The 22,605-nt window shown below is 75.5% G+C and carries 28 protein-coding genes; 7 read left to right on the top strand and 21 right to left on the bottom strand.

The genetic code is table 11. From position 1 onward, the window contains the following. Positions 1 to 37: 37 nt before the first annotated feature. Positions 38 to 1,870 carry an NAD+ synthase gene (locus tag ACFO3M_RS12910; RefSeq protein WP_387989068.1) on the top strand — a complete coding sequence of 611 codons (1,833 nt, stop codon included), beginning with the start codon at positions 38 to 40 and terminating at the stop codon, positions 1,868 to 1,870. Beyond that, on the top strand, positions 1,867 to 2,697 hold the full coding sequence (gene panB / locus ACFO3M_RS12905; RefSeq protein ID WP_387989066.1) for a 3-methyl-2-oxobutanoate hydroxymethyltransferase: 831 nt from the start codon (positions 1,867 to 1,869) through the stop codon (positions 2,695 to 2,697). The genes ACFO3M_RS12910 and panB overlap by 4 nt, the downstream gene beginning before the upstream one ends. Positions 2,698 to 2,771: 74 nt before the next feature. Here panB and ubiG read toward each other — a convergent pair whose 3' ends face one another. The 5 genes from ubiG to ACFO3M_RS12880 all read right to left on the bottom strand — a co-directional run bounded on the left by ubiG (position 2,772) and on the right by ACFO3M_RS12880 (position 5,799). Next, on the bottom strand, positions 2,772 to 3,560 hold the full coding sequence (gene ubiG / locus ACFO3M_RS12900) for a bifunctional 2-polyprenyl-6-hydroxyphenol methylase/3-demethylubiquinol 3-O-methyltransferase UbiG (RefSeq protein WP_387989064.1): 789 nt from the start codon (positions 3,558 to 3,560) through the stop codon (positions 2,772 to 2,774). After that, positions 3,535 to 4,092, bottom strand: coding sequence for a DUF2784 domain-containing protein (locus ACFO3M_RS12895; protein ID WP_387989062.1), 558 nt, complete (start codon positions 4,090 to 4,092; stop codon positions 3,535 to 3,537). Before ACFO3M_RS12895 ends, ubiG begins: the two co-directional genes overlap by 26 nt. Before the next feature lie 176 nt (positions 4,093 to 4,268). Continuing rightward, positions 4,269 to 4,970, bottom strand: coding sequence for an NADPH-dependent F420 reductase (gene npdG / locus ACFO3M_RS12890; protein ID WP_387989060.1), 702 nt, complete (start codon positions 4,968 to 4,970; stop codon positions 4,269 to 4,271). A gap of 87 nt (positions 4,971 to 5,057) precedes the next feature. Further along, positions 5,058 to 5,240 (bottom strand): hypothetical protein, encoded by a 183-nt coding sequence (locus ACFO3M_RS12885; RefSeq protein ID WP_387989058.1) that lies wholly within the window; start codon positions 5,238 to 5,240, stop codon positions 5,058 to 5,060. 88 nt (positions 5,241 to 5,328) lie between these two features. Further along, positions 5,329 to 5,799: a cupin domain-containing protein gene (locus tag ACFO3M_RS12880; protein ID WP_387989056.1), complete on the bottom strand. Its 471-nt coding sequence runs from the start codon at positions 5,797 to 5,799 to the stop codon at positions 5,329 to 5,331. 104 nt (positions 5,800 to 5,903) lie between these two features. Here ACFO3M_RS12880 and ACFO3M_RS12875 point away from each other — a divergent pair, with 104 nt between their 5' ends. Next, positions 5,904 to 7,073 carry a GGDEF domain-containing protein gene (locus ACFO3M_RS12875; protein ID WP_387989054.1) on the top strand — a complete coding sequence of 390 codons (1,170 nt, stop codon included), beginning with the start codon at positions 5,904 to 5,906 and terminating at the stop codon, positions 7,071 to 7,073. A 49-nt stretch (positions 7,074 to 7,122) separates the two neighbouring features. Beyond that, on the top strand, positions 7,123 to 8,451 hold the full coding sequence (locus ACFO3M_RS12870; protein WP_387989052.1) for a M24 family metallopeptidase: 1,329 nt from the start codon (positions 7,123 to 7,125) through the stop codon (positions 8,449 to 8,451). Between the two features lie 61 nt (positions 8,452 to 8,512). Here ACFO3M_RS12870 and ACFO3M_RS12865 read toward each other — a convergent pair whose 3' ends face one another. Genes ACFO3M_RS12865 through ACFO3M_RS12835 form a run of 7 tightly spaced genes read right to left on the bottom strand, consistent with a single transcriptional unit; the run spans position 8,513 to position 12,540 of the window. Next, positions 8,513 to 9,511, bottom strand: coding sequence for an SDR family oxidoreductase (locus tag ACFO3M_RS12865; RefSeq protein WP_387989050.1), 999 nt, complete (start codon positions 9,509 to 9,511; stop codon positions 8,513 to 8,515). A gap of 24 nt (positions 9,512 to 9,535) precedes the next feature. Beyond that, positions 9,536 to 9,961 (bottom strand): ChaB family protein, encoded by a 426-nt coding sequence (locus tag ACFO3M_RS12860; RefSeq protein ID WP_387989048.1) that lies wholly within the window; start codon positions 9,959 to 9,961, stop codon positions 9,536 to 9,538. 29 nt (positions 9,962 to 9,990) lie between these two features. Then, the gene (locus ACFO3M_RS12855; RefSeq protein ID WP_387989046.1) at positions 9,991 to 10,452 is read right to left on the bottom strand and encodes a cupin domain-containing protein; all 462 of its coding nucleotides are present in this window, start codon (positions 10,450 to 10,452) and stop codon (positions 9,991 to 9,993) included. Between the two features lie 31 nt (positions 10,453 to 10,483). Continuing rightward, positions 10,484 to 10,867, bottom strand: coding sequence for an acyl-CoA thioesterase (locus ACFO3M_RS12850; protein ID WP_387989355.1), 384 nt, complete (start codon positions 10,865 to 10,867; stop codon positions 10,484 to 10,486). A gap of 26 nt (positions 10,868 to 10,893) precedes the next feature. After that, the gene (locus tag ACFO3M_RS12845; RefSeq protein WP_387989044.1) at positions 10,894 to 11,124 is read right to left on the bottom strand and encodes a hypothetical protein; all 231 of its coding nucleotides are present in this window, start codon (positions 11,122 to 11,124) and stop codon (positions 10,894 to 10,896) included. A gap of 10 nt (positions 11,125 to 11,134) precedes the next feature. Continuing rightward, positions 11,135 to 11,392: a DUF2795 domain-containing protein gene (locus ACFO3M_RS12840; RefSeq protein ID WP_387989042.1), complete on the bottom strand. Its 258-nt coding sequence runs from the start codon at positions 11,390 to 11,392 to the stop codon at positions 11,135 to 11,137. A gap of 14 nt (positions 11,393 to 11,406) precedes the next feature. Continuing rightward, entirely contained in the window at positions 11,407 to 12,540 is a 1,134-nt protein-coding gene (locus ACFO3M_RS12835) for a baeRF2 domain-containing protein (protein WP_387989041.1), read from the bottom strand. 138 nt (positions 12,541 to 12,678) lie between these two features. On the opposite strand from ACFO3M_RS12835, the gene ACFO3M_RS12830 reads away from it, so the two are divergent. Continuing rightward, positions 12,679 to 13,041, top strand: a complete 363-nt coding sequence (locus ACFO3M_RS12830) for a DUF8129 domain-containing protein (RefSeq protein WP_387989039.1) — start codon at positions 12,679 to 12,681, stop codon at positions 13,039 to 13,041. A gap of 58 nt (positions 13,042 to 13,099) precedes the next feature. On the opposite strand, the gene ACFO3M_RS12825 is transcribed toward ACFO3M_RS12830, so the two are convergent. From ACFO3M_RS12825 to ACFO3M_RS12785, 9 genes are all read right to left on the bottom strand, one after another. Continuing rightward, positions 13,100 to 13,999, bottom strand: a complete 900-nt coding sequence (locus ACFO3M_RS12825) for a type II secretion system F family protein (RefSeq protein WP_387989038.1) — start codon at positions 13,997 to 13,999, stop codon at positions 13,100 to 13,102. Next, entirely contained in the window at positions 13,999 to 14,937 is a 939-nt protein-coding gene (locus ACFO3M_RS12820; protein ID WP_387989036.1) for a type II secretion system F family protein, read from the bottom strand. Before ACFO3M_RS12820 ends, ACFO3M_RS12825 begins: the two co-directional genes overlap by 1 nt. Next, positions 14,937 to 16,370, bottom strand: coding sequence for a CpaF family protein (locus ACFO3M_RS12815; protein ID WP_387989034.1), 1,434 nt, complete (start codon positions 16,368 to 16,370; stop codon positions 14,937 to 14,939). The genes ACFO3M_RS12820 and ACFO3M_RS12815 overlap by 1 nt, the downstream gene beginning before the upstream one ends. 60 nt (positions 16,371 to 16,430) lie before the next feature. Then, entirely contained in the window at positions 16,431 to 17,621 is a 1,191-nt protein-coding gene (locus ACFO3M_RS12810) for an AAA family ATPase (RefSeq protein ID WP_387989032.1), read from the bottom strand. After that, positions 17,618 to 18,430, bottom strand: a complete 813-nt coding sequence (gene cpaB / locus ACFO3M_RS12805) for a Flp pilus assembly protein CpaB (protein ID WP_387989030.1) — start codon at positions 18,428 to 18,430, stop codon at positions 17,618 to 17,620. The genes ACFO3M_RS12810 and cpaB overlap by 4 nt, the downstream gene beginning before the upstream one ends. Before the next feature lie 10 nt (positions 18,431 to 18,440). Continuing rightward, the gene (locus ACFO3M_RS12800) at positions 18,441 to 19,427 is read right to left on the bottom strand and encodes a pilus assembly protein TadG-related protein (RefSeq protein WP_387989028.1); all 987 of its coding nucleotides are present in this window, start codon (positions 19,425 to 19,427) and stop codon (positions 18,441 to 18,443) included. Continuing rightward, positions 19,415 to 19,810: a TadE/TadG family type IV pilus assembly protein gene (locus tag ACFO3M_RS12795; protein WP_387989026.1), complete on the bottom strand. Its 396-nt coding sequence runs from the start codon at positions 19,808 to 19,810 to the stop codon at positions 19,415 to 19,417. The genes ACFO3M_RS12800 and ACFO3M_RS12795 overlap by 13 nt, the downstream gene beginning before the upstream one ends. 83 nt (positions 19,811 to 19,893) lie before the next feature. Beyond that, a complete protein-coding gene (locus tag ACFO3M_RS12790) occupies positions 19,894 to 20,118 on the bottom strand; it encodes a Flp family type IVb pilin (RefSeq protein WP_387989024.1) in 225 nt (74 codons plus the stop codon). 181 nt (positions 20,119 to 20,299) lie between these two features. Beyond that, the gene (locus tag ACFO3M_RS12785) at positions 20,300 to 21,022 is read right to left on the bottom strand and encodes a prepilin peptidase (protein WP_387989022.1); all 723 of its coding nucleotides are present in this window, start codon (positions 21,020 to 21,022) and stop codon (positions 20,300 to 20,302) included. 140 nt (positions 21,023 to 21,162) lie between these two features. On the opposite strand from ACFO3M_RS12785, the gene ACFO3M_RS12780 reads away from it, so the two are divergent. Continuing rightward, entirely contained in the window at positions 21,163 to 22,008 is an 846-nt protein-coding gene (locus tag ACFO3M_RS12780) for an alpha/beta fold hydrolase (RefSeq protein ID WP_387989020.1), read from the top strand. 140 nt (positions 22,009 to 22,148) lie between these two features. After that, entirely contained in the window at positions 22,149 to 22,415 is a 267-nt protein-coding gene (locus tag ACFO3M_RS12775; RefSeq protein ID WP_387989018.1) for a DUF1905 domain-containing protein, read from the top strand. Positions 22,416 to 22,605: the final 190 nt, after the last annotated feature.

Raw genomic sequence — 22,605 nt, 5'->3', positions numbered from 1 at the left:
TCTGGCCGGTCCCGGGGGCCGGTTGTTGGATGGTGCCGTGACGGTGCAGCTGAGAGTCGCGATGGCCCAGGTCGACACCCGCGTCGGCGACCTGGAGGGCAACGCCGCGCTCGTCGTCGAGTGGGCGCGCAGGGCCGCCGACGACGGCGCGCACCTCGCCGTCTTCCCGGAGATGACGCTCACCGGCTACCCCGCCGAGGACCTCGTGCTGCGCGAGTCCTTCGCCCGCGCCAGCGAGCAGGCGCTCACCGGCCTCGCCGCCACGCTGGACCAGGAGGGGCTGGGCGGGCTCGCCGTCGTCGTCGGGTACCTGGCGCACACCGAGGGCCCGGCCGCGATCGACACCCCGCCGAGTGACGAGGAGACCCTCGACGACGAGCGGCCCGGCGACGCCAACCCCCGCCGCATCCAGCCCCGCAACGCCGCCGCGCTGCTGCACGGCGGGCGGGTCGTGGTCCGCTACGCCAAGCGGCACCTGCCCAACTACGGCGTCTTCGACGAGGCCCGCTACTTCGTGCCGGGCACCGAGCTGCCGGTGGTGCGGCTGCACGGCGCCGACGTCGCGCTGACCGTCTGCGAGGACCTCTGGGTCGAGGGCGGGCCGTGCGGCGTGGCCGGGCGGGCCGGTGTCGACCTCGTCGTCTCGCCCAACGCCTCCCCCTACGAGCGGGCCAAGGACGACCTGCGGCTGCCGCTGGTCCGCCGCCGCGCCGCCGAGGCGAACGCGCCGATCGTCTACTGCAACCAGGTCGGCGGGCAGGACGAGCTGGTCTTCGACGGCGACTCGCTGGCCGTCTCCGCCGACGGCGAGCTGCTCGCCCGCGCGCCGCAGTTCGTCGAGCACCTGCTCTGCGTCGACCTGGCCCTCGACCCGGCCCGGGTGCCCGAGCGGCGGGAGGGCCGGATCGGGCCGATGACGGTCACCCGCACCGTCGTCTCCGAGGACCCCGTGCCGGCGTTCGAGCCGCGGCCGGGGTCGGTGGCCGAGCCGCTGGGCGACTGCGAGGAGGTCTGGCGGGCGCTGGTGCTGGGCCTGCGCGACTTCATCGACAAGAACGGCTTCCCGTCGGTGGTGTTCGGCCTGTCCGGCGGCATCGACTCGGCCCTGGTGGCCGCGCTGTCGGTGGACGCGCTCGGCGCCGACCGGGTGCACGGCGTCGCGCTGCCGTCGCGGTGGTCCACGGAGCACTCGATCTCCGACGCCGAGGACAGCGCCCGGCGGCTGGGCCTGCACTTCTCCACCGTGCCGATCGCGCCGGTGGTCGACGCGTTCGAGTCGCAGGTCGAGCTGTCGGGGACGGCGGCGGAGAACCTGCAGGCGCGCATCCGCGGCACGCTGCTCATGGGGCTGTCCAACCAGCACGGCCACCTGCTGCTGGCCACCAGCAACAAGAGCGAGGTCGCCGTCGGCTACTCGACGCTCTACGGCGACGCCGCCGGCGGGTTCGCCCCGATCAAGGACGTGCCCAAGACCCTGGTGTGGGAGCTGGCCCGCTGGCGCAACGCGCACGCCCGCGACCGCGGCGAGACCGAGCCGATCCCGCAGAACTCGATCGACAAGCCGCCGTCGGCGGAGCTGGCACCCGGGCAGAAGGACAGCGACTCGCTGCCCTCCTACGAGGAGCTCGACGCCGTCATCGCCGACTACGTCGACCGCGACCTCGGGATGGCCGAGCTGCTCGAGCGCGGCCACGACCCGGAGGTCGTGGCGCGGGTGCTGCGGCTTGTCGACGTCGCGGAGTTCAAGCGCCGGCAGTCCGCGCCCGGCACGAAGATCAGCCTCAAGGCGTTCGGCCGCGACCGGCGGCTGCCCATCACCAACCGCTGGCGGGAGAGCCTGCCCAGCGTCCGCGAAGGAGCCCAGGCGTGACCGAGTCGGTGCTGTACGGCGGGACGTCGACCGCGCGGGTGCGCATCCACCACCTCCAGCAGGCCAAGGAGCGTGGTGAGAGGTGGGCGATGCTCACCGCCTACGACACCTACAGCGCGCAGGTGTTCGAGGAGGCCGGCATCCCGGTGATGCTGGTCGGCGACTCGGCCGGCAACGTCGTGCTCGGCCACTCCTCGACCGTGCCGGTCACCGTCGAGGACCTGCTGCTGATGACCAAGGCGGTCACCCGCTCGACGAAGCGGTCGCTGATCGTGGCCGACCTGCCGTTCGGGTCCTACGAGGCCTCGCCGCAGCAGGCGTTCGCCACCTCCGTCCGGATGATGAAGGAGGGCGGCGCGCAGGCGGTCAAGCTCGAGGGCGGGGTGCGGGTGGCGCCGCAGATCCGGATGCTCACCGAGAACGGGATCCCGGTGATGGCGCACGTCGGCTTCACGCCGCAGAGCGAGCACGCCCTCGGCGGGTTCCGGGTGCAGGGCCGCGGCGCCGGCGCCGAGCAGCTGCTGGCCGACGCGCACGCCGTGCAGGAGGCCGGCGCGTTCGCCGTCGTCCTGGAGATGGTGCCCGCGGCGATCGCCGCCCAGGTGACCAAGGAGCTGTCCATCCCGACGGTCGGCATCGGCGCCGGGCCCGACTGCGACGCCCAGGTGCTGGTCTGGCCGGACATGGCCGGGCTCAACGGCGGCCGGGTGCCGAAGTTCGTGAAGAAGTACGCCGACCTGCGCGCCGAGCTGCTGCGCGCGGCCCGCGAGTACGCCGACGAGGTGCACAGCGGCGTCTTCCCCGGCCCGGAGCACTCCTTCGACTGACGGTGACCGCCTGGGCCGTCGCCGGGCGCCTCGGCCGGGCCCGGACCGGACGGGGTTCGCCGGGCGCGGTCCGGTCACCTCGCGGCGGTCTCCTCCCGGGTCCCGTAGCCCATGTAGGACATCGCCCGGCTCCTCGTCGGTCCGAAGTCCAGCCTGCGGCTCAGCTCCCCGTAGGACATCCGTCCCCGCCTGGCCTGGACGAAGCCGAGGAGGACCGCCGGGTTCCTCGCCCGTGGCCCCAGACCCACCGTCTCGTGCAGGCGCAGACCGTGGCGGGCCATCGTGGAGCCGAGCTCCTCCGGCTTGATGAACATGTCCCACTCGTGCACCGGGGTGTCGAAGACGTGGGTGACGCGCCACTCCTGCAGGACCTTGATCGCCACCAGCTTGCTGACCGCGGTGCGGTTCACCGTGTCGAACAGGTAGACGCCACCGGGCTGCAGGGCACGAGCCGTCTCGCGGATGACCTGGTCCAGGTCGGTGACGTGCTCGAGCACGTCACAGCAGTAGACGAGGTCGAACTCCCCGTCCTGCACCGGGAGGTCCTCCCCGGAGCCGACGCGGTAGTCGATCTCCAGTCCGCAGCCCGCCGCGTGGTCGCGGGCGGTCTCGATCGAGGGCGCTGAGGGGTCGACGCCGACCACCCGGCACCCCAGCCGGGCGAACTCCTCGGCGAGGAAACCACCGCCACAGCCGACGTCCAGGGCACGGAGGCCCGACGGGTCGCGTCCGAGCCGTTCGAGGACGGCGACGAAGTAGGCGAAGCGCGCCGGCGTGACGCTCCCATGCAGCATGTTGAGCGGGTCGTCCTCGTCCCACCACCCGGCCGCGTGCCGGTCATACACGTCGTTGTCGATGGCCATCGGGGCTCCCGTGACTCCGGGGGAAGGCCCTCCTGACCGGGCCGCCCGGCCGTCGGAGTGTCCACCCACGCGGCACCCGTCGGTTGGACCGGGCGCGCGGGGAGCTCCGACCGGTGACCTGGAGGCCTCCGCCAGGACGGAGGTCCCCCGCTGCGGTCCGGACCGGACCGTCCGGAGCCGGCTCCCGGGCGCGGACCAGGACGAGCCCGTAGCCGACGGCGTTGAGGCCCAGCGCGACGGTGTAGGTGCCCACCTGGACGCCGGCCGAGTGCACGTCCAGGCCGAGCGGGCCGAACAGCACGTGGCCGAGGAAGCCGCCGTCGTAGGGCGGGGCGCCGGCCCGCTCCCGGAGCGCGAGCTCCAGCGTGGTGAGCGGGCACGGCGCGCCGGCCAGGTTGACCGCCAGGACGGCGAGGGCCACCGGGGCGTGCAGCCACACCAGCCGCGGCCACCGCAGGGCGAGCAGCGCGCCGGTGAGCATGAACAGGACGACGGCCGCGTGCAGGACCGCGACCGCGCTCGCGAGCAGCACGGCCCCATCCTCGCCGCCGTCCGGGCGCGGCGGAACGCCTCCCGGCTGGATCACACCTCATCGGCCCGGGCGTGTGCGCCGAGGCCGGGCTCCGGGCCGGAGGACGCGGCCCCTGCGCACACGCTCGGGGGTGCGTCGTCCCGGACCTGCCGGCGCCGGCCGGGCGGTGAGCGGGCTCAGACGTCGGTGACGCGGATGCCGGCGTGCGCCTTGTACCGGCGGTTGACCGAGACGAGGTTGATCGTCAGCGCCTCGACCTGCCGGGCGTTGCGCAGCCGGCCGGCGTAGATCCCGCGCATCCCGGGCAGCCGCCCGGCCAGCGCCTGCACCTGGTCGGTGGCCGCCCGGACGTCGCCGACGACCATGACGTCGCCGTCGAGGGTCGGCCTCGACAGGTCCTCGAGCAGCACCGCCGACAGGTGGTGGAACGCGCCGACGACGTGCGAGTCGGGCAGCAGCGCCGCGGCCTGCTGGGTCACGCTGCCCTCCTCGACGTCGAGCACGTAGGCGCCCAGCTCGTCGAAGCCCATCGGCACCACGCAGTCGACGACGACCTTCCCGGCCAGCGGGCGCGCGAGCTCCGCCAGCGTGTCGGCGTGCCCGGCGTAGGGGACGGCGACGATCACCAGATCGGCGGCGCCGGCGACGTCGAGGTTCGACCCGCCCTGCACCGAGACCTCGCCCCCGCCGGCGGCCGCGGCCCGCTCGGCCACCTGCGCGGCCACCTCGCGGGCGCGGTCGGCGTCCCGGGACCCGAGCAGCACCCGCTGCCCCACGGCGGCCAGCCGGACGGCGAGCCCGCGCCCCTGCGGGCCGGTCCCGCCCAGCACACCGACGACCAGGTCCTCGACGGGACGGCTCTCCGCTGCGGTGGTCACGCTGCCTCCTCCCGGGCACCGGCGGGTCCGGCGCACCGGGCCCGATCATGCCGGGCCGGTCGGGGGCGGCCGGTCAGCAGGGGCCGGTCAGCGGCCCTCCCACTCCCGGTCCTCCTGGTCCAGGCGCTCGTTGCGCTCGGCCACGGACTGCAGCGCGTGCTCGGCCTCCTCGCGCGTGGCGTAGGGCCCGAGGCGGTGCCGCTCGGCGCAGCCGTCCCGGGTCTCCACGGTGTGGTGCTTCAGGCAGTAGAACCACGGTCCCTCGGCCACGTGCGCCTCCTGTCAGCCGGTCCCCGCGTGCTGGGGACACCCGATCACGACTTGCCCGGAAACGGGGCCGCCATGCTCGCCGGGCCCGTCACTCCTCGACCATCACCTGGTCGTGCCGCGCATAGAAGGCGGTCATCTCCTCCGGGGACGGCCGCAGCCCGGTGCGGCGCATCTCCGCCATCTCGGCGAAGAACGACTCCCGCGCGATCCCCGGCGTGAACAGGATGAGGAAGGACGCCGGCTCGTCGGAGTCGTTGCGGAAGCCGTGCACGCCCCGCTCGTGGGCCAGCGCGAAGTCGCCGGGCCGGCACGGCTGCCAGCGCCCGCCGGCGTAGAGCGTCAGCTCGCCCGAGAGCACGTAGAAGGACTCGGAGAACGTCTGGTGGTAGTGCGGCGCCGCGCCCGGCGACCGCGGGCCGAGCCGGTACTCGACCAGCCCGAACCGGCCGGCGGTGGCCGCGCCCGGCGCGACCATGCGCAGCGCGGCCGAGCCGGCCTCGGTGAGCGGGTGGTCGGCCAGCGGGCGGACGTCGACGAGGCCGGGATCCGGGTGCGACATGCGGGCAGCCTGCCAGCGACGGCCCCGCGCCGCCGCCCCGCGCACCCGGGTGACCGGGAGCCGCGGACCTCCCGCGACGTCGCCCCGTGCGGCATCCTGCGCCGGTGAGCTCCGTCCGGCCGCCCGACCCCGACGCCCCGACGTCGGACGACGTCCTCGGGCCCGGCGGTCCCGAGAACCGGGTCGCCGCGCTGCTGCTCGCCGTCCTGCTCGTCGTCGGCGGCCTCACGGGCCTGGTCAACCTCGCCGTCGACGGCGTCGTCCGCGAGGGCGCCACGGGCGTGACCTACGGCGCCTCGATGGCCGCCTGCGTGCTCGCCGCGGTGCCGCTGATCGTGCGCCGCCGCATCGGGCTGTGGCAGACCTTCGGCCTGGTGCTGCTCGGCGACCTCGTCTATGCCGTCGTCGCGCTGTGCATCGAGGACCCGGTGCGCCACGCGACGCCGCTGGTGCTGCTGTTCCCCTCGGTGGTGGCCGCGTGGTTCCTGCGGCCGTGGATGCTCGGCGTGCACATGGCGGTCACGCCGGTCGTCGTCGCCGTGGCGGTGCAGCACAGCTACGCGAGCACGGCCGGGCTCGCCGTCCAGGTGGCCGTCTCCGCCGGGACGCTCGACCTCGTGGCGGCCGGCGTGCACCTGCTGCGCCGCCGCGAGCGGCGGCTGCTCGCGGCCACCGAGGCGCAGTCGCGGCGCGACCCGCTCACCGGGCTGGCCAACCGCCGGCACCTGGTCGAGGAGGCCTCCCGGATCTGGCGGCAGGCCCGCCGCGAGGGGCTGCGGGTGGCCGCGATGGTCATCGACCTCGACCACTTCAAGCAGGTCAACGACCGGCACGGGCACGCGGCCGGCGACACCGTGCTGCAGGCCGTCGCGGAGGCGCTGGCCCACACCGTGCGGCCCACCGACGTGCTCGCCCGCATCGGCGGGGAGGAGCTGGTGGTCCTCGGCCTGGTCGGCGACCCCGGCGAGGCCGCGCACCTGGCCGAGCGGCTCCGGCTCGCGGTGCGGGCCACCCGGGGGCGGCACGGGCTCGCGGTGACCGCCTCGATCGGCGTCGCGCTGACCCGGCCGGCCGACGGCGAGGACGCCTCCGGCGCGCTGTGGCGGCTGGTCGACCGGGCCGACGCGGCCATGTACCGGGCCAAGCAGGCCGGCCGGGACCGGGTCGCCACCGTCACGCCCCCGCAGCCGCGGCCCACCCCGGCCGGCGAGCGGCTCGGCCCGCCGACCGTCCCGGGGGCCGCGCGGCCCGGGACGGCACCCACCGGGGCCTGACCTCCCGTTCCACCGGGTGCGGGCGGCGGTTCTCTGCTTCCCTGTCCCCATGACGCTGGTCGTCCCGGACCCGACGCGGACGGTGCCGTTGCCGCGGCGCGAGCAGGCCGACGTCCGCGACCGGTGGCTGACCCAGCGGCTGCTCGACCTGCTGCCCGGCCTGATGGACCGCGCCGGCATCGACCTGTGGCTGGTCGTCGGCCGCGAGGGCGGCGAGGACCCGGTGCTGCCCACCCTGCTGCCGGCCAGCTGGCTGTCGGCCCGGCGGCTGGTCGTCCTGGTCCTGCACCGCAGCGACGACGGCGTCACGCCGGTCGCGGTCTCCCGCTACCCGGTCGGCCAGTTCCTGCCCGGCTGGGTCCCCGGCGACGACGGCGCCGAGGGCGCCGACGACGGGGGCGACGGCGAGGACGCGCAGTGGGCCGCGGTGCGGCGGATCGTCGCCCAGGCCGCGCCGCGGCGGATCGGCGTCGACGTCTCCGCCGGGTGCCCGCTGGCCGACGGGCTGTCGGTGGCCGAGCACCGGCGGCTCACCGCGGCGCTCGGCGACCTCGCCGGCCGGCTGGTGTCCGCGGAGGACCTCGTCGTCGGCTGGCTGGAGACGCGGCTGCCGGAGGAGGTCGCCGCCCTCGACGCGCTGGCCCGGTACACCGACCGGGTGCTGGCCGAGGTCCTCTCCCCCGCCGTGCTCGTCCCCGGCGTCACCACGGCGGCGGACCTGGCGTGGGAGGTGCACGAGCGCATGGCCGGCCGGGGCGTGCCGCCGTGGTTCCACCCCGGGGTCACCGTGCAGCGGGCCGGCGTGCCGCTGCTCCCCGACGGCGGGGTCGAGCTGCCGGCCGTGCCGCAGGACGCCGTCCTGGAGCCCGGCGACCTGGTGACCTGCGACGCCGGGCTGAGCAGTCTGGGCCTGGTCACCGACCTGCAGCGCAGCGCCTACCTGCCGCGCCCCGGGGAGGACGGCCCGCCGGCGGGGCTGCGGCGGGCGTGGGCTGCGGGGCGCCGCGCGCAGGAGCTCACCGCCGCGGCGCTGGTCCCGGGGCGGACCGGCAACGAGGCGCTCGCCGCCGCCCGGGCCGCGATGGCCGCCGAGGGCCTGGAGGCCGACGTCTACTCCCACCCGGTGGGCGTGCACGGGCACGGCGCCGGGCCGGTGATCGGCCGCTGGGACGACCAGCGCGGCGTGCCCGGCGAGGGCGACCGCGTGCTGCACCCGGACACCGTCTTCGCCCTGGAGCTCGCCGTCCGGGTGACGGTCCCCGAGTGGGGCGGCCAGTGCCTGCGGCTGGCGCTCGAGGAGGAGGTCGTCCTCACGTCCGCGGGGGCGTCCGAGCTGGGCACCCCGCAGCGCGCGCTGTGGACCGTCCCGGCGGGCTGAGTCAGCGGCGGGTGGGTCAGCGGCGGGTGGGTCAGCGGCGGGTGGGTCAGCGGCGGGTCGGTCAGCGGCGGGGCAGCCTCCGGCGCGCCCGCAGCAGCAGCTCGCCCGGGCGCGGCACCGCCCAGGCCGCGCGGCTCAGCGGGCTGGTGGTCAGCGCCTGGTCGGCGTACGCGCCGCGCACCCGGCCGGGTCCCGGGGTGGGGGTGTCGAGGATGTCGGTGCCGTCGTCGGGCCGGTCGGTCGCCTGGGCGCGCGGACCCACCACCGACAGGACGGCGTCGGTGAGCGCGGGGCTGACCTTCTGCCCGGTGAGGAAGCCGAACGCGGCGTCGCCGACCGGCACCTCGCGGCGCGGGTGCACGGCGGTGCGCACCACGGCCTCGGCCACCAGCTCGGGGGCGTACACCGGCGGCGGGGGCTTGGGCATCGCGCCGGTCTTGCTGCGCGAGTGCTCGAAGAACGGCGTCGCGATGCCGGCCGGCAGCACGGTGCTGACCGACACGGGGGAAGCGGCCTCGGCGAGCTCCATGCGCAGCGAGTCGTAGAACAGCCGCAGCGCCGCCTTGCTCGCCGAGTACGCCGCGTGCAGCGGCAGCGCGCGGTGGCTCTCCACCGAGCCGATGCCGACCAGCACGCCCGCGCCACCGCGCTCGAGCACCGGGACGGCGGCCTTCGCGGCCGCCACGTGCCCGAGGTAGTTCACCTCGGTGACCCGGCGGAACTCGGCCATCGTCGTGTCCCGGACGCTGCCGTAGACGCTGACCCCCGGGACGGTGACCCAGGTGTCGGCCCGCCCGAAGCGCGCCTCCACGGCCGCGGCGAGGGCGTCGACCGCGGCGTCGTCGGAGATGTCGGTGGGCACGGACACCGCCTCCGCGCCGTGGCCGGTGAGCTGGTCCACGAGCGTGGCCAGCGCCTCCTCACCGCGGGAGGCGACGACGATGCGGGGAACGCCGCGCCGGGCGAACTCGATCGCCGTCGCCCGCCCGATGCCGCTGGAGGCACCGAGGACGACGACGACCTGCTCGGACAGCGGCCGGGGGCGGTTCGCCTGCGTCATGCCGCCCCCGTACCCCGCCGGCGCCTACTTCTTACGGGCCTCGGCGGTCTTCCTGTCGCTGGCCTTCCGGACGGCGTCGACCAGCTCGTCCTTGGTCATCGACGAGCGGCCGTGGACGTCGAGCCGCTTGGCGAGGTCCATGAGGTGCTCCTTGGTGGCGTTGGCGTCGACGCCGCCCTCGGTCTCCCGGTCGGTGTCGGCGCCGCCCTCGGCCTGGGCGTCGCTCGGCCCGTTGTGGTCCTTGGGCTCCCAGTGGTCGCCGACCTTCTCGTGGGTGTGCTTGACCGCCGCCCACGCCACCCGGTTGGCCCGCTGCTCGTCGCCGTCGTAGCTCTCGACGGCGGAGTCGTGCGCCTTGGCGAAGGTGCGCTGCGCCTTCTCGTCCGAGCGCTGCAGCGTGCTGGGGATCTCGTCGGCCTTCGCGTCTCCGCTCTTCGTCGTCTTGGGCATGCCGGCGCAGGTACCCGCAGGTGGGGCGGTCAGTCGTCGGGGCCGAGCCAGGTGACGCCGTGCTCCCGGGAGGCCCGCCGGTAGGCCTCGTCGAACGAGCCGCCGGTCGCGCTGGCCTCGGCGAGGGTGCGGAAGAAGCCCTCGAAGCCGGCCGGGGAGGTCGCGCAGAGCAGCCGGCCCTCGCCCGGCACCACCCGCCGGTGGGAGTGCGGGACGCCGTGCGGGAGGAACGCCGTCCCGCCCGGGCCGACGCTGAACTCCCGCTCGCCGCACACGAAGACGTGCTCGCCCTCGATCACGTAGTAGAGCTCGTCGGTGTCCCGGTGCACGTGCCGGGAGGTGTCCAGCAGCGGGGTCTGCTCCTCGAACAGGGTGAAGGCCCCGGCGGTGGTGTCCGCGGACGCGCGGACGACGATCGTCGTCCCCCAGAAGACCAGCCGCTCCCCGCCGTCGTGGTCCCGGGCGAAGGGCGGCGCGGCAGCCTCGGCCATGGCGGGACGCTACGCCGGGAGCCACCCGGCGTCAGCGGTCCGCGGCGTCCCCCGGCCGGTCGACCAGCCAGCGCGACCAGTGGGCCCGCTGCGCCTCGGTCAGGGGCGCCGAGGCGTCGGCGGCGTAGTCGAAGTTGACCAGCACCATCTCCGCGCGCAGGGCCACCTGCCCGTCCTGGGTGAGCTCCTGGCACATGCCGATGGAGCTGCGGCCCAGCCGCGTGATCGACGTCGACACCGTCAGGTGCTCCCCGATCCGGTAGTGCACCTGCCGCAGGTAGTCGACCTCCAGCCGGGCGAGGATGATCCCCCCGCCCGGCGTGGGGTCGACCATGGCCAGCCGGGCGTCCTCGAGCAGGCCGAGGACGCGGGCGTGGTTGACGTGCCCGAAGACGTCGGTGTCCGACCAGCGCAGCTGGACCGGGTGCTCGTGCCGCTCGCTCAGGGCAGGTCCGCCGTCTCCGCCGACTGGCGGTGGGCGCCCTGGGCGTCGTCCGGGTCGGTGTGCACGGTGCGCTCCTCGGACTCGGCGAGGATGATCTCGGCGGCCACCTCCTCCATGCCGCTGCCCTTCATGCCGGCCTCCTCGGGCAGCAGGTCGGCGCGGGTCTCGATGTTGTGCTCGGTGACGTTGGCCAGGGCCTCGGGGCTCGGCTCCTTGTTCGTGGTCACGGGGACCGCCTCAGAAGCGCTGCTGCTCGGTGCCGATGCCCAGCGCGCGGGCGACGTCCTGGACGTTCTCGAACGTCTGGCCCTCGGGCAGCCGGCGCAGGTCGCCGAGCACGCGGTCCGTGGCGTTGGACTCCTGCGCCTTCGCCACGAGTGCGTCCCGGTCGGCCGGCCACACCTCCTTGCCGAGCGCCTCGGCGATCGCGGCGCGGCGCTCGAGGTCGGCCTGGTCGGTGCCGGGGGAGGTCGCGGACTGGTGCGGATCGGTCATCGGGGTCGCCTCCGTCACTGGGGGGTCGGGGTGGAGTCGTCGGTGTAGCGGAGGATCGCCGCGACCGGGATGTCGCCCGGCATGGCGGCCCGCGGCACGACCACGACGCCCGCGGTGCTCGCCACGGCGGCGGCCAGCAGCGCGCGCTCGGCGGGGACCGAGTGCACCTCCTGCACGCCGAGGGCGTCCATGTCGGCCTGGTCGACGCCGAGCTCCAGCGGCGAGGCGCCCACGAGCAGCTTCTCGTCGTCGGCGGGGTCGGCGAGGACGAGCGTCTCCACCTGGGCCTTGCGCAGCGCCTCGACGACGTTCGCCGTCCCGGTGACGGCCAGGCCGTGGGCGCCGGCGGAGCTGATCTTCTCGACGGCGTCGGCCTCGTCCCGCGCCTCGTGCTCTGCGACGAGTTCGGCGGCCTTCTGCTCGACCGGCTCCCGGTCGGCGCCGGCGGCCCGGCCGCCCTCGTCGATGGAGACGATCAGGTCCGCCCACAGGTCACTGGCGCGGTCGGTGAGGATCTGGCGGGCGCGCATGTCGCCGGCCAGCAGGACGAAGCGGGGGTGCACCCGGCGCACGACGGAGGCGATGTGCTCGGCGACGTCGTCGGCGTTGTGGACCCACTTGTTCTCGGCGTTGTGCTGGTACCGGTGGTGCGCCCAGCCGCCGCCCTGGAACTTGCGGATCTGGAAGGTGTCGCCCTTCACCGTCTCCTCCTCCTCGACCTGGCCCGGGGTGGAGAAGAGGGTGAGGTCCGCGCCGGTGCGGTCGGTGAGGACGACGACGTGCGGGACGCGGCCGGGCAGCGCGCGCAGCACCGGCAGCAGGTCCGGCTGCGGCGACCACTCGGCGAGCTCCTGCCGCGGCGCGTCGGCCAGCTGGGAGTCGAGGACCACGGTGCCGTCGGCGGCGACGACGACCGCGCGGCCGCGGATGGTGCCCGCCTCACCGCCGTCGTTGCCCTCCAACAGCCGGCCGCGCACCGCCTCGACGACGGCCTCCGGCGCGCCCTGCTCGGCGAGCTCCTCGGCGATCGCGCGGACGCGGAGGTCGAGCTCGGTGTCGGCGTTCTCGGTGACGTGCGTGACGTCGGCCGTGACGGTGGCGTAGGGACCTGCGGCCTGGAAGACCGGTGCCAGGAAGGACACGTCCATGGGGTGGGGACCACTTCCTCAGTGCTGATCGGGGGCGGTTCGGCGTCCGCTGCGGGGCGCGCTCCGCTCGCCGCCTACCCACCGACCCGACCGCCACACACCGTGTCGGATCGGAAGGGTCCGGGTAGGCGCTGCCCCATGACCGAGCACGACCAGCTGCCGCTGCCCGACTACGACCACCTGCCGGTGGAGGGACTGATCTCGCGCATCCGCACGCTGGACGCGACCGGCCTTTCGACCCTGCTCGACTACGAGAAGGCCCACGCGAACCGGCTGCAGGTCGTCATGGCGATGCAGAACCGCCTGGAGTCGCTCCACGAGGGCGCCCAGCCCTCCGGCGGCGACCCGGCGGCCGCGGCGGCCGACGACCCGGTGCACGCCTCCGCGGGCTCGAAGGTGTCCGAGGCCACGACCGGCCCCGCCGTCAACGCGCCCTCCCACGGCGACCCGACCAACCCCGCCCAGCCCCGCTCCAGCGGCACCCACCGCAAGGGCACCTGACCTCCCTCCGACCCGACGGCGGCCGCGCACCCCACCGGCTGCGCGGCCGCCGTCCCGCTCAGCTGAAGGCGTCGACGATGTCCATGGCGGCCGGGCCGAGCAGCACGACGAACAGGACCGGCAGGATGCACAGCATCAGCGGGAAGAGGACCTTGACCGGGATCTGCATGGCCTTCTCCTCGGCCCGCTGCCGGCGCTTGAGCCGCATCTCCTGCGCCTGGGTGCGCAGCACGTCGGCGATCGAGACGCCGTAGACGTCGGCCTGCACGACGGCCCGGATGAACCGCCGCAGGTCCTCCACCCCGGTGCGGTCGGCCAGCGCGAGGTAGGCCTCGCGGCGGGGCTGGCCCACGCCGATGTCCTGCAGCGTGCGCACCAGCTCCTCGGCCAGCGGCCCGCGCCCGTTCCGCCCGGCCCGCGCCATGGCGGCCTCGAACCCGAGACCGGCCTCCACGGCGATCGTCATCTGGTCGAGGGTGTCGGCCAGCTCCAGCCCGATGGCCTGCTGGCGTTCCTGGCCCCGGCTGTGGAGGAGCAGCTCGGGGACGAAGTAGGCGACGACCGTCGTGGCGACGGCCACGAGCACGGTGAGGCCCCCCGGACGGCCGCTCACGAGGAGCAGCCCGAGGGCCGCCGCGATGGCGGCCAGGACCAGCTTGGCGGCGACCAGCCGGGGGACGGGCCAGGCCGCCGGCCGCCCGGCGGCGCCGGCCATCCGGTCCAGCCGGACGACGGTGCCCGCCGGCGTCAGCACGGAGGCCAAGCGGGTCAGGAGGCCCGGGCGGACCCGGACGGCGGCCCGCGGGCCGGCACCCGGCACGTCGAGCCCGCGGGCGAGGTTGGCCCGGGACCGGGCGGCCGCGTCCTGCGGGCGGGCGAACAGCGCCCAGCCGAGCAGGGGGACGCCGGCGGCCACGGCGAGCACCGCGGCGAGGACGGGAGGGGGGACGGTGCTCATCAGAACCGGATCGCCACGGTCTTCTTGAGCCACAGCCCGCCGACGACCAGCAGGACCGCCGACACGGCGACCATGACCCAGCCCGCCAGGGACCCGGTGAACGCGGAGAGGTAGGCCGGGTTGGTGACCGCGAGGAAGGCGACGATGCCGACCGGCAGGGCCATGAGGACCCAGGCCGACAGCCGGCCCTCGGCCGACAGCGCCTTCACCTGGCGGCGGATCGCGTTCCGCTCGCGGATCGTGTGGCCGACGGTGTCGAGCACCTCGGCCAGGTTGCCGCCGACCTCCCGGTGGATGGCGATGGCCTGGGCGGTCCAGCGGAAGTCGTCGCTGTCCACCCGCGCGGCCACCTCGTCCAGCGCGGCGCCGAGGTCCCGGCCCACCCGGGTCTCGTTGACGATCCGGGCGAACTCCTCCCCGATCGGGGCCGGCGCCTGGTCGGCCACCGCGTCCACCGCGCGCAGCAGGCTGTGCCCGGCGCGCAGGCTGCTGGCCATCAGCTGCAGCGCGTCGTCGAGCTGGTCGGCGAACCGGACCTGCCGCCGACCGGTCCGCAGCCGCACCACCACCCGCGCGCCCAGCGGGACGAGCAGGGCGAGCAGCAGCCCGGCGAGCACACCGCCGAGCAGCCACCCGAGCGCACCGGCGACGAGCGTGGCCAGGCCGGTGAGCAGCACCACCTCGGCCGGCCCCGTCGCGATGCCGGCCCGCTCGAGCGCGGAGGCGACCGCCCCGACGCCACCCCGCCTCGCCAGCACCTGCTCGACGCCGTCCTGCGCCTGCGCGGCCACCCTGGTCAGCAGCGTCGGCGGCGGTGCGACCGTGGGGTCCAGCCGGGCCAGCGGCACCCGGCGCGGGCCGGCGGGCACCACGCCGAGCGCCAGGACGGCCAGCCCGCCGGTCACCAGCAGCAGACCGAGCAGCAGCGCCGGGGACATCAGGCCCACCGCCGCGCGTGCACCGGCTCGGGCGTCCCGAACACCGCCGGGGAGACCCGGATGCCGAGTTCCTCGAAGCGGTCGGTGAACCGCGGCCGCACGCCGGTCGCCACCGGCTTGCCGAGGAAGCGGCCGGAGGGGTCGACGCCGGCCGAGTAGTCGAACAGGAACGCGTCCTGCAGGGTCACCGTCTCCCCCTCCATGCCCTGCACCTCGGTCACGTGGGTGACCCGGCGGGTGCCGTCCCGCAGCCGGGTCAGCTGGACGACGACGTCCACGGCCGAGGCGATCTGCTCCCGGATGGCCCGCAGCGGCAGGTCCATGCCGGCCATGAGCACCAGGGTCTCCAGCCGGGCGATGGCGTCCCGCGGCGAGTTGGCGTGCACCGTCGACAGCGAGCCGTCGTGGCCGGTGTTCATCGCCTGCAGCATGTCCAGCGACTCCCCGCCGCGGCACTCCCCGACCACGATCCGGTCGGGGCGCATCCGCAGGCTGTTGCGGACCAGGTCGCGGATGGTGATCGCGCCCCTGCCCTCGATGTTGGGCGGGCGCGACTCCAGTCGGACGACGTGCTCCTGCTGCAGCTGCAGCTCGACGGCGTCCTCGATGGTGACGATCCGCTCGCCCTCCGGGATGAAGGACGACAGCACGTTGAGCAGCGTCGTCTTCCCGGTCCCGGTGCCGCCCGAGACGATGATGTTGAGCCGGGCCTCGACGCAGGCGTGCAGCAGCTCGGCCATCTCGGGGCTGAGCGTGCCGAAGCCGATGAGGTCGTCGACGCCGAACGGGTCCTTCGAGAACTTGCGGATGGTCAGCGTCGAGCCGGAGAAGGCCAGCGGCGGGATGATCGCGTTGACGCGGGAACCGTCGGCGAGGCGCGCGTCGACCATCGGCGAGGACTCGTCGATCCGGCGTCCCACCCGGGAGACGATCCGGTCGATCACCCGGCGCAGGTGCTCCTCGGAGGTGAACCGGGCCGCGCTGCGCACCAGCTTGCCGCCCTGCTCGACGTAGACCATCTCGGGGCCGTTGCACATGATCTCGGTGACCGTCGGGTCGTCGAGCAGCTTCTGCAGCGGGCCGAACCCGAGCACGTCGTCGGCCAGCTCCGCGGTCAGCCGGGCCCGCTCGTCCGGCGAGAGCGGCACCTTCTCCTCGTCGACGACGGTGTCCAGCTCGCCGAGGACGATGCCGCGCAGCGCCTCCTCCGACAGCGACGGGTCGTTCATCCGCGACCCCATGCGCTCGAACAGCGCCTTGGCGACGCGGTCCTTGAGCCGGGTGAGGGCGTCGGTCGGGGGCGCCGGGGCGGCCGTCGGCACCGGCCGGGGCGCGGGGACGACCGCCGGCGCCGGCGTCTGCACCGACGCGGGAGGAGCCGCCGGCTCGGCCGGCCGGCCCTTGGCGGCGGCGAGGCGGGAGGCGAGGTTCACGACGCCGCCCGGTGCGTCGAGGCGGAGGTCACGACGCCGCCCGGTGCATCGCGGCGGAGGTCACGACGCCGCCCGGTGCTTGGCGCGGTAGCGGCCGGGCTTGACCAGCGGGGTGGCGGCGAACCGGGAGACCAGCCGGCGCAGCTCCTTGGCCGCCGGGTCCTTGCCGTTGCCGGCGAGGATCGGCACGCCCTGGTTGGTCGACGCCGGGACCGCGGGCGACCGCGGGACGACGACGTCGACCCCGGTGCCGATCGCGGACTCGACGTCGCGCTGCGACAGCCCGCTCTTCGGGTCGGCCATGTTCATGACCACGTGCCGGCCGGCCGGGATCATGCCGAGCTCGCCCAGCACCTGCACCTCCTTGCGCAGGCCGCGGACGCCGGGCACGTCCATGCTGCTGAGCAGGACCACGTCGGTGGCGCCGTCGATGGCGGCCAGCGTGTGCTCCGAGAGCCCCGGTGCGGTGTCGACGACGACGTAGCGGAACTCCCGGGACAGGGCGGTGAGCAGCCGGGTGACGTCCTCGGCGGTGACCGTGTCCCCGGCGGCCGGCGACTCCGACCCGCAGACGGCGAACAGCCCGCTGGGGTGCTGGGTGAGGAAGGTCTTGAGGACCATGGTGTCCTGGCTGGCCGGGCCGTGGACGGCGTCGGGCAGCGTGTACTCGGGCACCAGGCCGAGCGCGGAGGCCACGTCGCCGAACTGCACGTCGAGGTCGACCAGCACGGTCCCCTGCGGGGCCGTGGCGGCCAGGCCGACGGCGAGGTTGGTCGCCACCGTCGTCTTGCCCACGCCGCCCTTCGGGGAGGCCACGGTGACGACGCGGCCGGTGAAGCGGGCGGTCTCGTCCAGCGGCCGCAGCACCCGGCGCCGGTCGGCGGCGGCCGCGCCGGCGCGCTCGACGGCCGCGGCAAGGTCGGCCGGCTCGGCGCGCGGTGGCACCAGGTCGCGGATGCCGGCCCGCATCGCCGCCTGCCACAGCTCCGGCGTGGGCTCGGCGACGAGGACGACGCTGATGCCTGGGCACTGCACGTCCAGCCGGCCGGCCAGGGTCAGCACCTCGTGCAGCGGCGCCAGCGGGCCGACGAGCAGGACGTCGGGCAGCTCGTTGTCGGTCAGCAGCTCGAACAGCCGCGCCGGGTCCCCGGGCAGCCGGCCGGGGGGCAGCACCTGGACGTCGCCGTCCACGGCGACCGCGACCGCCTCCCGCAGGTCGTCGCCGGCGCCGGCGAGCACGACGCGGCTCATTCGGTCGCCTCCGCGGCCACGGCGCCGAGAGCGGCGAGCAGGTCGCCGTAGACGTTGCCCTGGGTGACCACGCGGGTGCCGGAGGTGTCGGCGCCCTCGCGCTCGAGCGCCAGCCACACCTTCGCGTGCTCCATGCCGAAGACCACCCGCTCGGCGTCCCGGGCCGGCAGGGCCATGGTGACCATCACGTTGCCGGTCGGGGCGACGCTGGAGGCCGAGGCGGTCTCCACGTCACCGCCCTCGGTGCCGGCGGGCGCGGGCGCGCCCTGGACCTGGGTGACGAGGACGCCGTGCAGGGTGGCGTGCGTGGTGCCGATCTGCTCGTCCTCGGGGTCGGCGTCGATGTTGCCCTGCAGCTCCATCGAGATGTAGACGCCGATCTCGTCGCCGGCGGCCAGCCGGCCCCCGACCGCGCGCTGCGGCTCGAGGACCACGCTCACCTCCGACAGCCCCTCGGGCACCGGCACGGTGCCGGGCGCCTGCAGGTCGCCGGGCGCGGCGAACCGGCCGGCCAGCAGCTGCTCGCCGGGCTCGAGGTCCGCGGTGGCGACCCGGCCGGTGAGCTGGTCGAGGTCGGTCACCCGCCCCTCGACCGCCGCCTTGGCGGGCAGCACCTCGGTGCGGACCAGGTCGGCGACCTCCTCGGCCGGGGTGCCCTCGGGGATCGGCTGGTCGACCACGAGCACCTCGACCGTGCGCACCCCGGCGAGGGCGCGGGCGTCGGCGCCGCGCACGTAGGCCAGCAGCACCACGGTGCCGGCGGCCACGAGGACCAGCGCCGCGACGGCGGCGAGCAGTCGGCGTCTCACGGAAGGGCCCCTATCGGATCAGTCGGAGGACGGACGCGCCCAGGTCCGGGGCGTCGGTGCTGGTGTCGAAGGCGCCGGAGGCGTCGACGAAGCGGGTGAAGTAGCCGCGGATGCAGCGCTCCTCGCCCTTGCAGGGCTCACCGGAGTCGAAGAGCCCGCCGAAGTGGTAGCCGGTGATCGTGAAGGCGGCGTAGCCGTAGACCTCGTACCAGGCGCCACTGCCGGTGCCGCCGGCCTCGTCGAAGATCGGGAGCAGCACGGTCCGGCCGACCAGGGCCGCGACGTCGCCGACCGAGCAGCCCTGCGAGGGGTTGTTGCCCGGCTCGGAGTCGAAGCGGTTGCCCATCCGCGTGGTGGCCTTGCAGGTGTTGCCGCCGTCGGACTCCAGCCAGCCGAAGCCGCCGGGCACGAACATGCGCGAGGGGCCGGTGCAGCCGGTGTCGGACTTCTTGGGCAGCACGATGGTGCGTTCCGTGGTGCCCGAGGGCATGCCGCCGCCGGTCTGGGCCTGCCACTCGCACCAGGAGAAGATCAGCGGCAGCATCGCCGTCCCGCCGCTGGGCGCGCCCCAGGTGACGGTCGCCGTCGCCGAGACGGAACTCGCGTCGTGGCCGATGACCGGGGCGAACCAGTGCTCGCGGGGGGCGCTGCCGGTGACCGTCACGCGGGTGGGCCCGCTCTGCAGCACCGGCGGGGCCGCGGTGGCCGCGCCGGCGCCGGCGGCGGCCTCGTCGTTGGCGTCGACCAGCTCCTGGGCGGTGGCCTGCATGTCGCCGCAGGCGCCGCGGGCGCAGTCGCGGGCCACGGCGAGGGCGGCGGCGTCGGCGGCGACCTGGAGGCGGGCCTTGTCGGCGTAGAGGGCGCCGACGTCGACGGCGATCGCGGTGAAGCCGAGCAGCGGGACGAGCAGGACGGACAGCAGCACGGCCACCGCGCCGCGCTCGCCGGCCAGCCGGCGCCGGACGCGGGCCTGCAGGGGGCGGGTCAGCCGTTGCACCGCATGACCCCCGTCCCGGTCAGGTCGACGTCGGCGCCGAAGAAGCCGGTCAGGAAGGGCATCGGGTAGCTGATGGTCACCCGCACGTTGGCCGTCGTCGTGGCGGTCATCGGGCACGCGGCGGGCGTGATGGCGATCTGGGCGTCGGTGATCGCCGGGTCGAGGGTGGGGGCGGCGTCGCGGACGGCGGCGCGGGCGGCGGCCGGGTTGCTCTGCAGCGCCATGACCCGGGCGCCCTCGCGGGCCGCCGCGGACAGGGTCCCCTGGACCTGGAAGGCGTGGCCGAACTCGACGATCCCGAGGACCAGGATCATCAGCAGGGGCACGATCAGCGCGAACTCGACGACGCTGGCGCCGCGCTCGCGCTGCAACCGCTTCCTCATGTCAGCCTCCCTCCCTGGACGCTGCGGCCGGGCGTCGTGGCGACTCGTCGTCGCCACGACGCCCGGAGTGGGGTCTGGCTGGGTCAGCTGGCCCCGCCGGCGGCGTTGGCGCCCTCGAGGCCGGTCAGCACCTTGTCGAAGAGGTCCTTGAGCTCGGGGCCGAGCAGGACCAGGGTCGCGATGATCGCGACGGCGATCAGGCCGACGAGCAGGCCGTACTCGACGGCGGTGGCCCCCTTCTCCTCCCGCTCGACGCGGTCCTTGGCGAGGGAGACGAGGGTGACGAGGGTGGCGAGCGGGTTCAGCACGGTTCTCTCCTGTGGGGGTGGGCCGCCGGTCCGGATCGGTCGACCCGGCCAGCCACGGCGCTGGGGACACCGTCGGGCAGGAGGTGCGGAGACTTGAGGGTCCTTCACCCCGTCCACGGACAGGGTTCATCCTCCCGGTGCGCTCCGCAGCCGGGCGGTCACTGTGAGTGTTCGGGCTTCGTCAGGGAACGAGCGGGGCCAGGACCACCAGTCCGGTGCCCAGCAGCAGCGCCGGGCCGAAGGGCAGCTCCGTGCGCAGTCCCACGCGACGGACCGCCATCAGCACCAGGGCCAGCACCGCCTGGACGGCGAACCCGGTGAACAGGCCGAGCACGACGTGCGGCCAGCCCAGCCAGCCGAGGTACAAGCCGAGGACGGCGCCCAGCTTCACGTCCCCCATCCCCATGCCGCGCGGTGAGACCAGCGCCATGGCCAGCAGCACGCCGAACACCGCCGCGGCCGCGAGCACCGCGCGCAGCAGCGCCGGCCACTCCCCCGCGACCGCCGCGGCGCCGGCGAGCAGGACGCCGCCCGCGACCAGGGTGGGCAGCACGACCCGGTTGGGCAGCAGCGAGTGCCGCCGGTCGATCGCGGCCAGCAGCACCCCGACGATGGCCAGCAGGAGGTAGGCGGGCAGCTCGGCGGAGACGCCGAACCGCCACGCGGTCAGCGCACACAGCGCGGCGGTCAGGAGGACCAGGGCCGGCCGCGCCGCCGGCCGCTCCTCCACGTGCCGGTCCCGGGACGGGATCGCCGGTGCGCCCGCGGGCACCCGGGTGTTCCGGCTCCGGGTCCGCCGCCCGGCGGCCGGCCACGGGAAGCTCGCCGCAGCCCGGTCGACCGCCACGCCCGCGGCCAGGCCGAGGAGCGCGACGACCCCGGTGGCGGCAGCGGTGGCGGACACGGCGGTCACGATGGCACGACGCGACGTGCAGGCCGGTGAGCGAAATGCGCCCCCTTCGGGTGAGATCCCGGGCCCCGTCACGGTGGCAGGATCTCGGCGGCCGGCGAACGGGTCGGCCCGGGACCGCACGAGGAGGACGCATGGAGCCCGGGACGCCGTCCGCCCTCCGCCTGCCCGACGGGCGCGAGCTCGCCTGGTCCGAGTGGGGGCCGGCGGACGGGCGGCCGGTGCTGTTCTGCCCGGGGGCCGGGATGAGCGGCGTCCTCGGCTTCGGTACCGGTGAACTGTCCGGCCTGGGCCTGCGGCTGCTCGCGCTCGACCGCCCCGGCCTGGGGCGGTCCTCCCCGGACCCCGCGAAGACGTACGCGTCCTGGGCGGACGACGTCGGGCACCTGGTCGCCGCGCTGGGCCTGCAGCGCGTCCTCGGGGTCGGCTTCTCGCAGGGCGCCCCGTTCGCCGTCGCGCTGGCAGGCGCCGGCCTGCTGGACGCGCTCGCGCTCGTGGCCGGGCAGGACGACCTGCGCGCGCAGCGACGCCTGCTGGTGCCCGAGGTGGCGGGCATGCTCGACGCCGCCGACGCCGACCCGGCCGGCTTCGAGCGGGAGATCGCCCGGGTCGCGACGGCGGACTGGCTGTGGGACGTCGTCCTCACCACCGCCGCACCGGTCGACCGCGCCCGCTACGAGGGCACCGACCTCGGCGGCGCCGTCCGTGCCGCGCTCGACGACGGGTTCCGCCAGGGTGCCGCCGGTTACGCGCGCGACCTGGTGACCGCACTGGGGCACTGGCCGGTCCGCCCCGAGGACCTGACCGTGCCGCTGCACCTCTGGTACGGCGCGCACGACACCAGCACCGTCCACTCCCCCGACCTCGGCCGCGGCCTGGCCGCCCGGATCCCCCGCGCCCGGCACACCGTGCTCGACGACGAGGGCGGCGCGCTGCTGTGGACCCGCGCGCGGGACGTGCTCAGCGCGCTGGCTGCCTGACCACCGGCACGGTCCGTGCACGTCGTCCCGGGACTGTCGCAGGCGCTCCGTGCTCGTCTGCGTGCCGCTCGCCGCCACCGGGACTGTTCCTCACGGACCGAGGCGACCGGATCGTCGTCACCGTCGGGCAGGCTGCGCGCGTGACCTTCGACGCGACGCTCGTGCGGTGGCCCGGTGCCGGCGGCTGGGTGTTCGCGCCCGTGCCGCCGGAGCACGCGCCGGAGACCGCTGGTCCCTTCGGCCGGGTTCCGGTGACCGCGACCGTCGACGGGCGCACGTGGTCGACCAGCGTCTGGCGCGACCGCGCGGCGGGCTGGCTGCTCCCCGTGCCCGCGCGGATCCGGCGGGGCAAGGACGACGGCGACGTCGTCACGGTCGACGTCGAGGTGGATCCCGTCCGGTTGTGAGAACCTGTCGCTGACCTGCGGGAACTGTCGTACCCCGGCCGTAGCCTGCGGGATGTGGAGGAGGTCGCCGAGTACGTCTCGCCGGTGGAGCGCGCGCTCGCCGGCTGGCTGCTGGAGCGGCCGGTGTCGATCCCTCGGCTGCCGGTGGCGCTGCTGTCGCGGGAGCAGAAGGCCGCCGAGCTGCAGCGGG

It is taken from the genome of Geodermatophilus arenarius (assembly GCF_042654585.1).
GTDB lineage: Bacteria > Actinomycetota > Actinomycetes > Mycobacteriales > Geodermatophilaceae > Geodermatophilus > Geodermatophilus arenarius.
The sequence above is the reverse complement of the archived record's forward strand: the minus strand, read 5'-3'. Positions and strand labels throughout refer to the sequence as shown.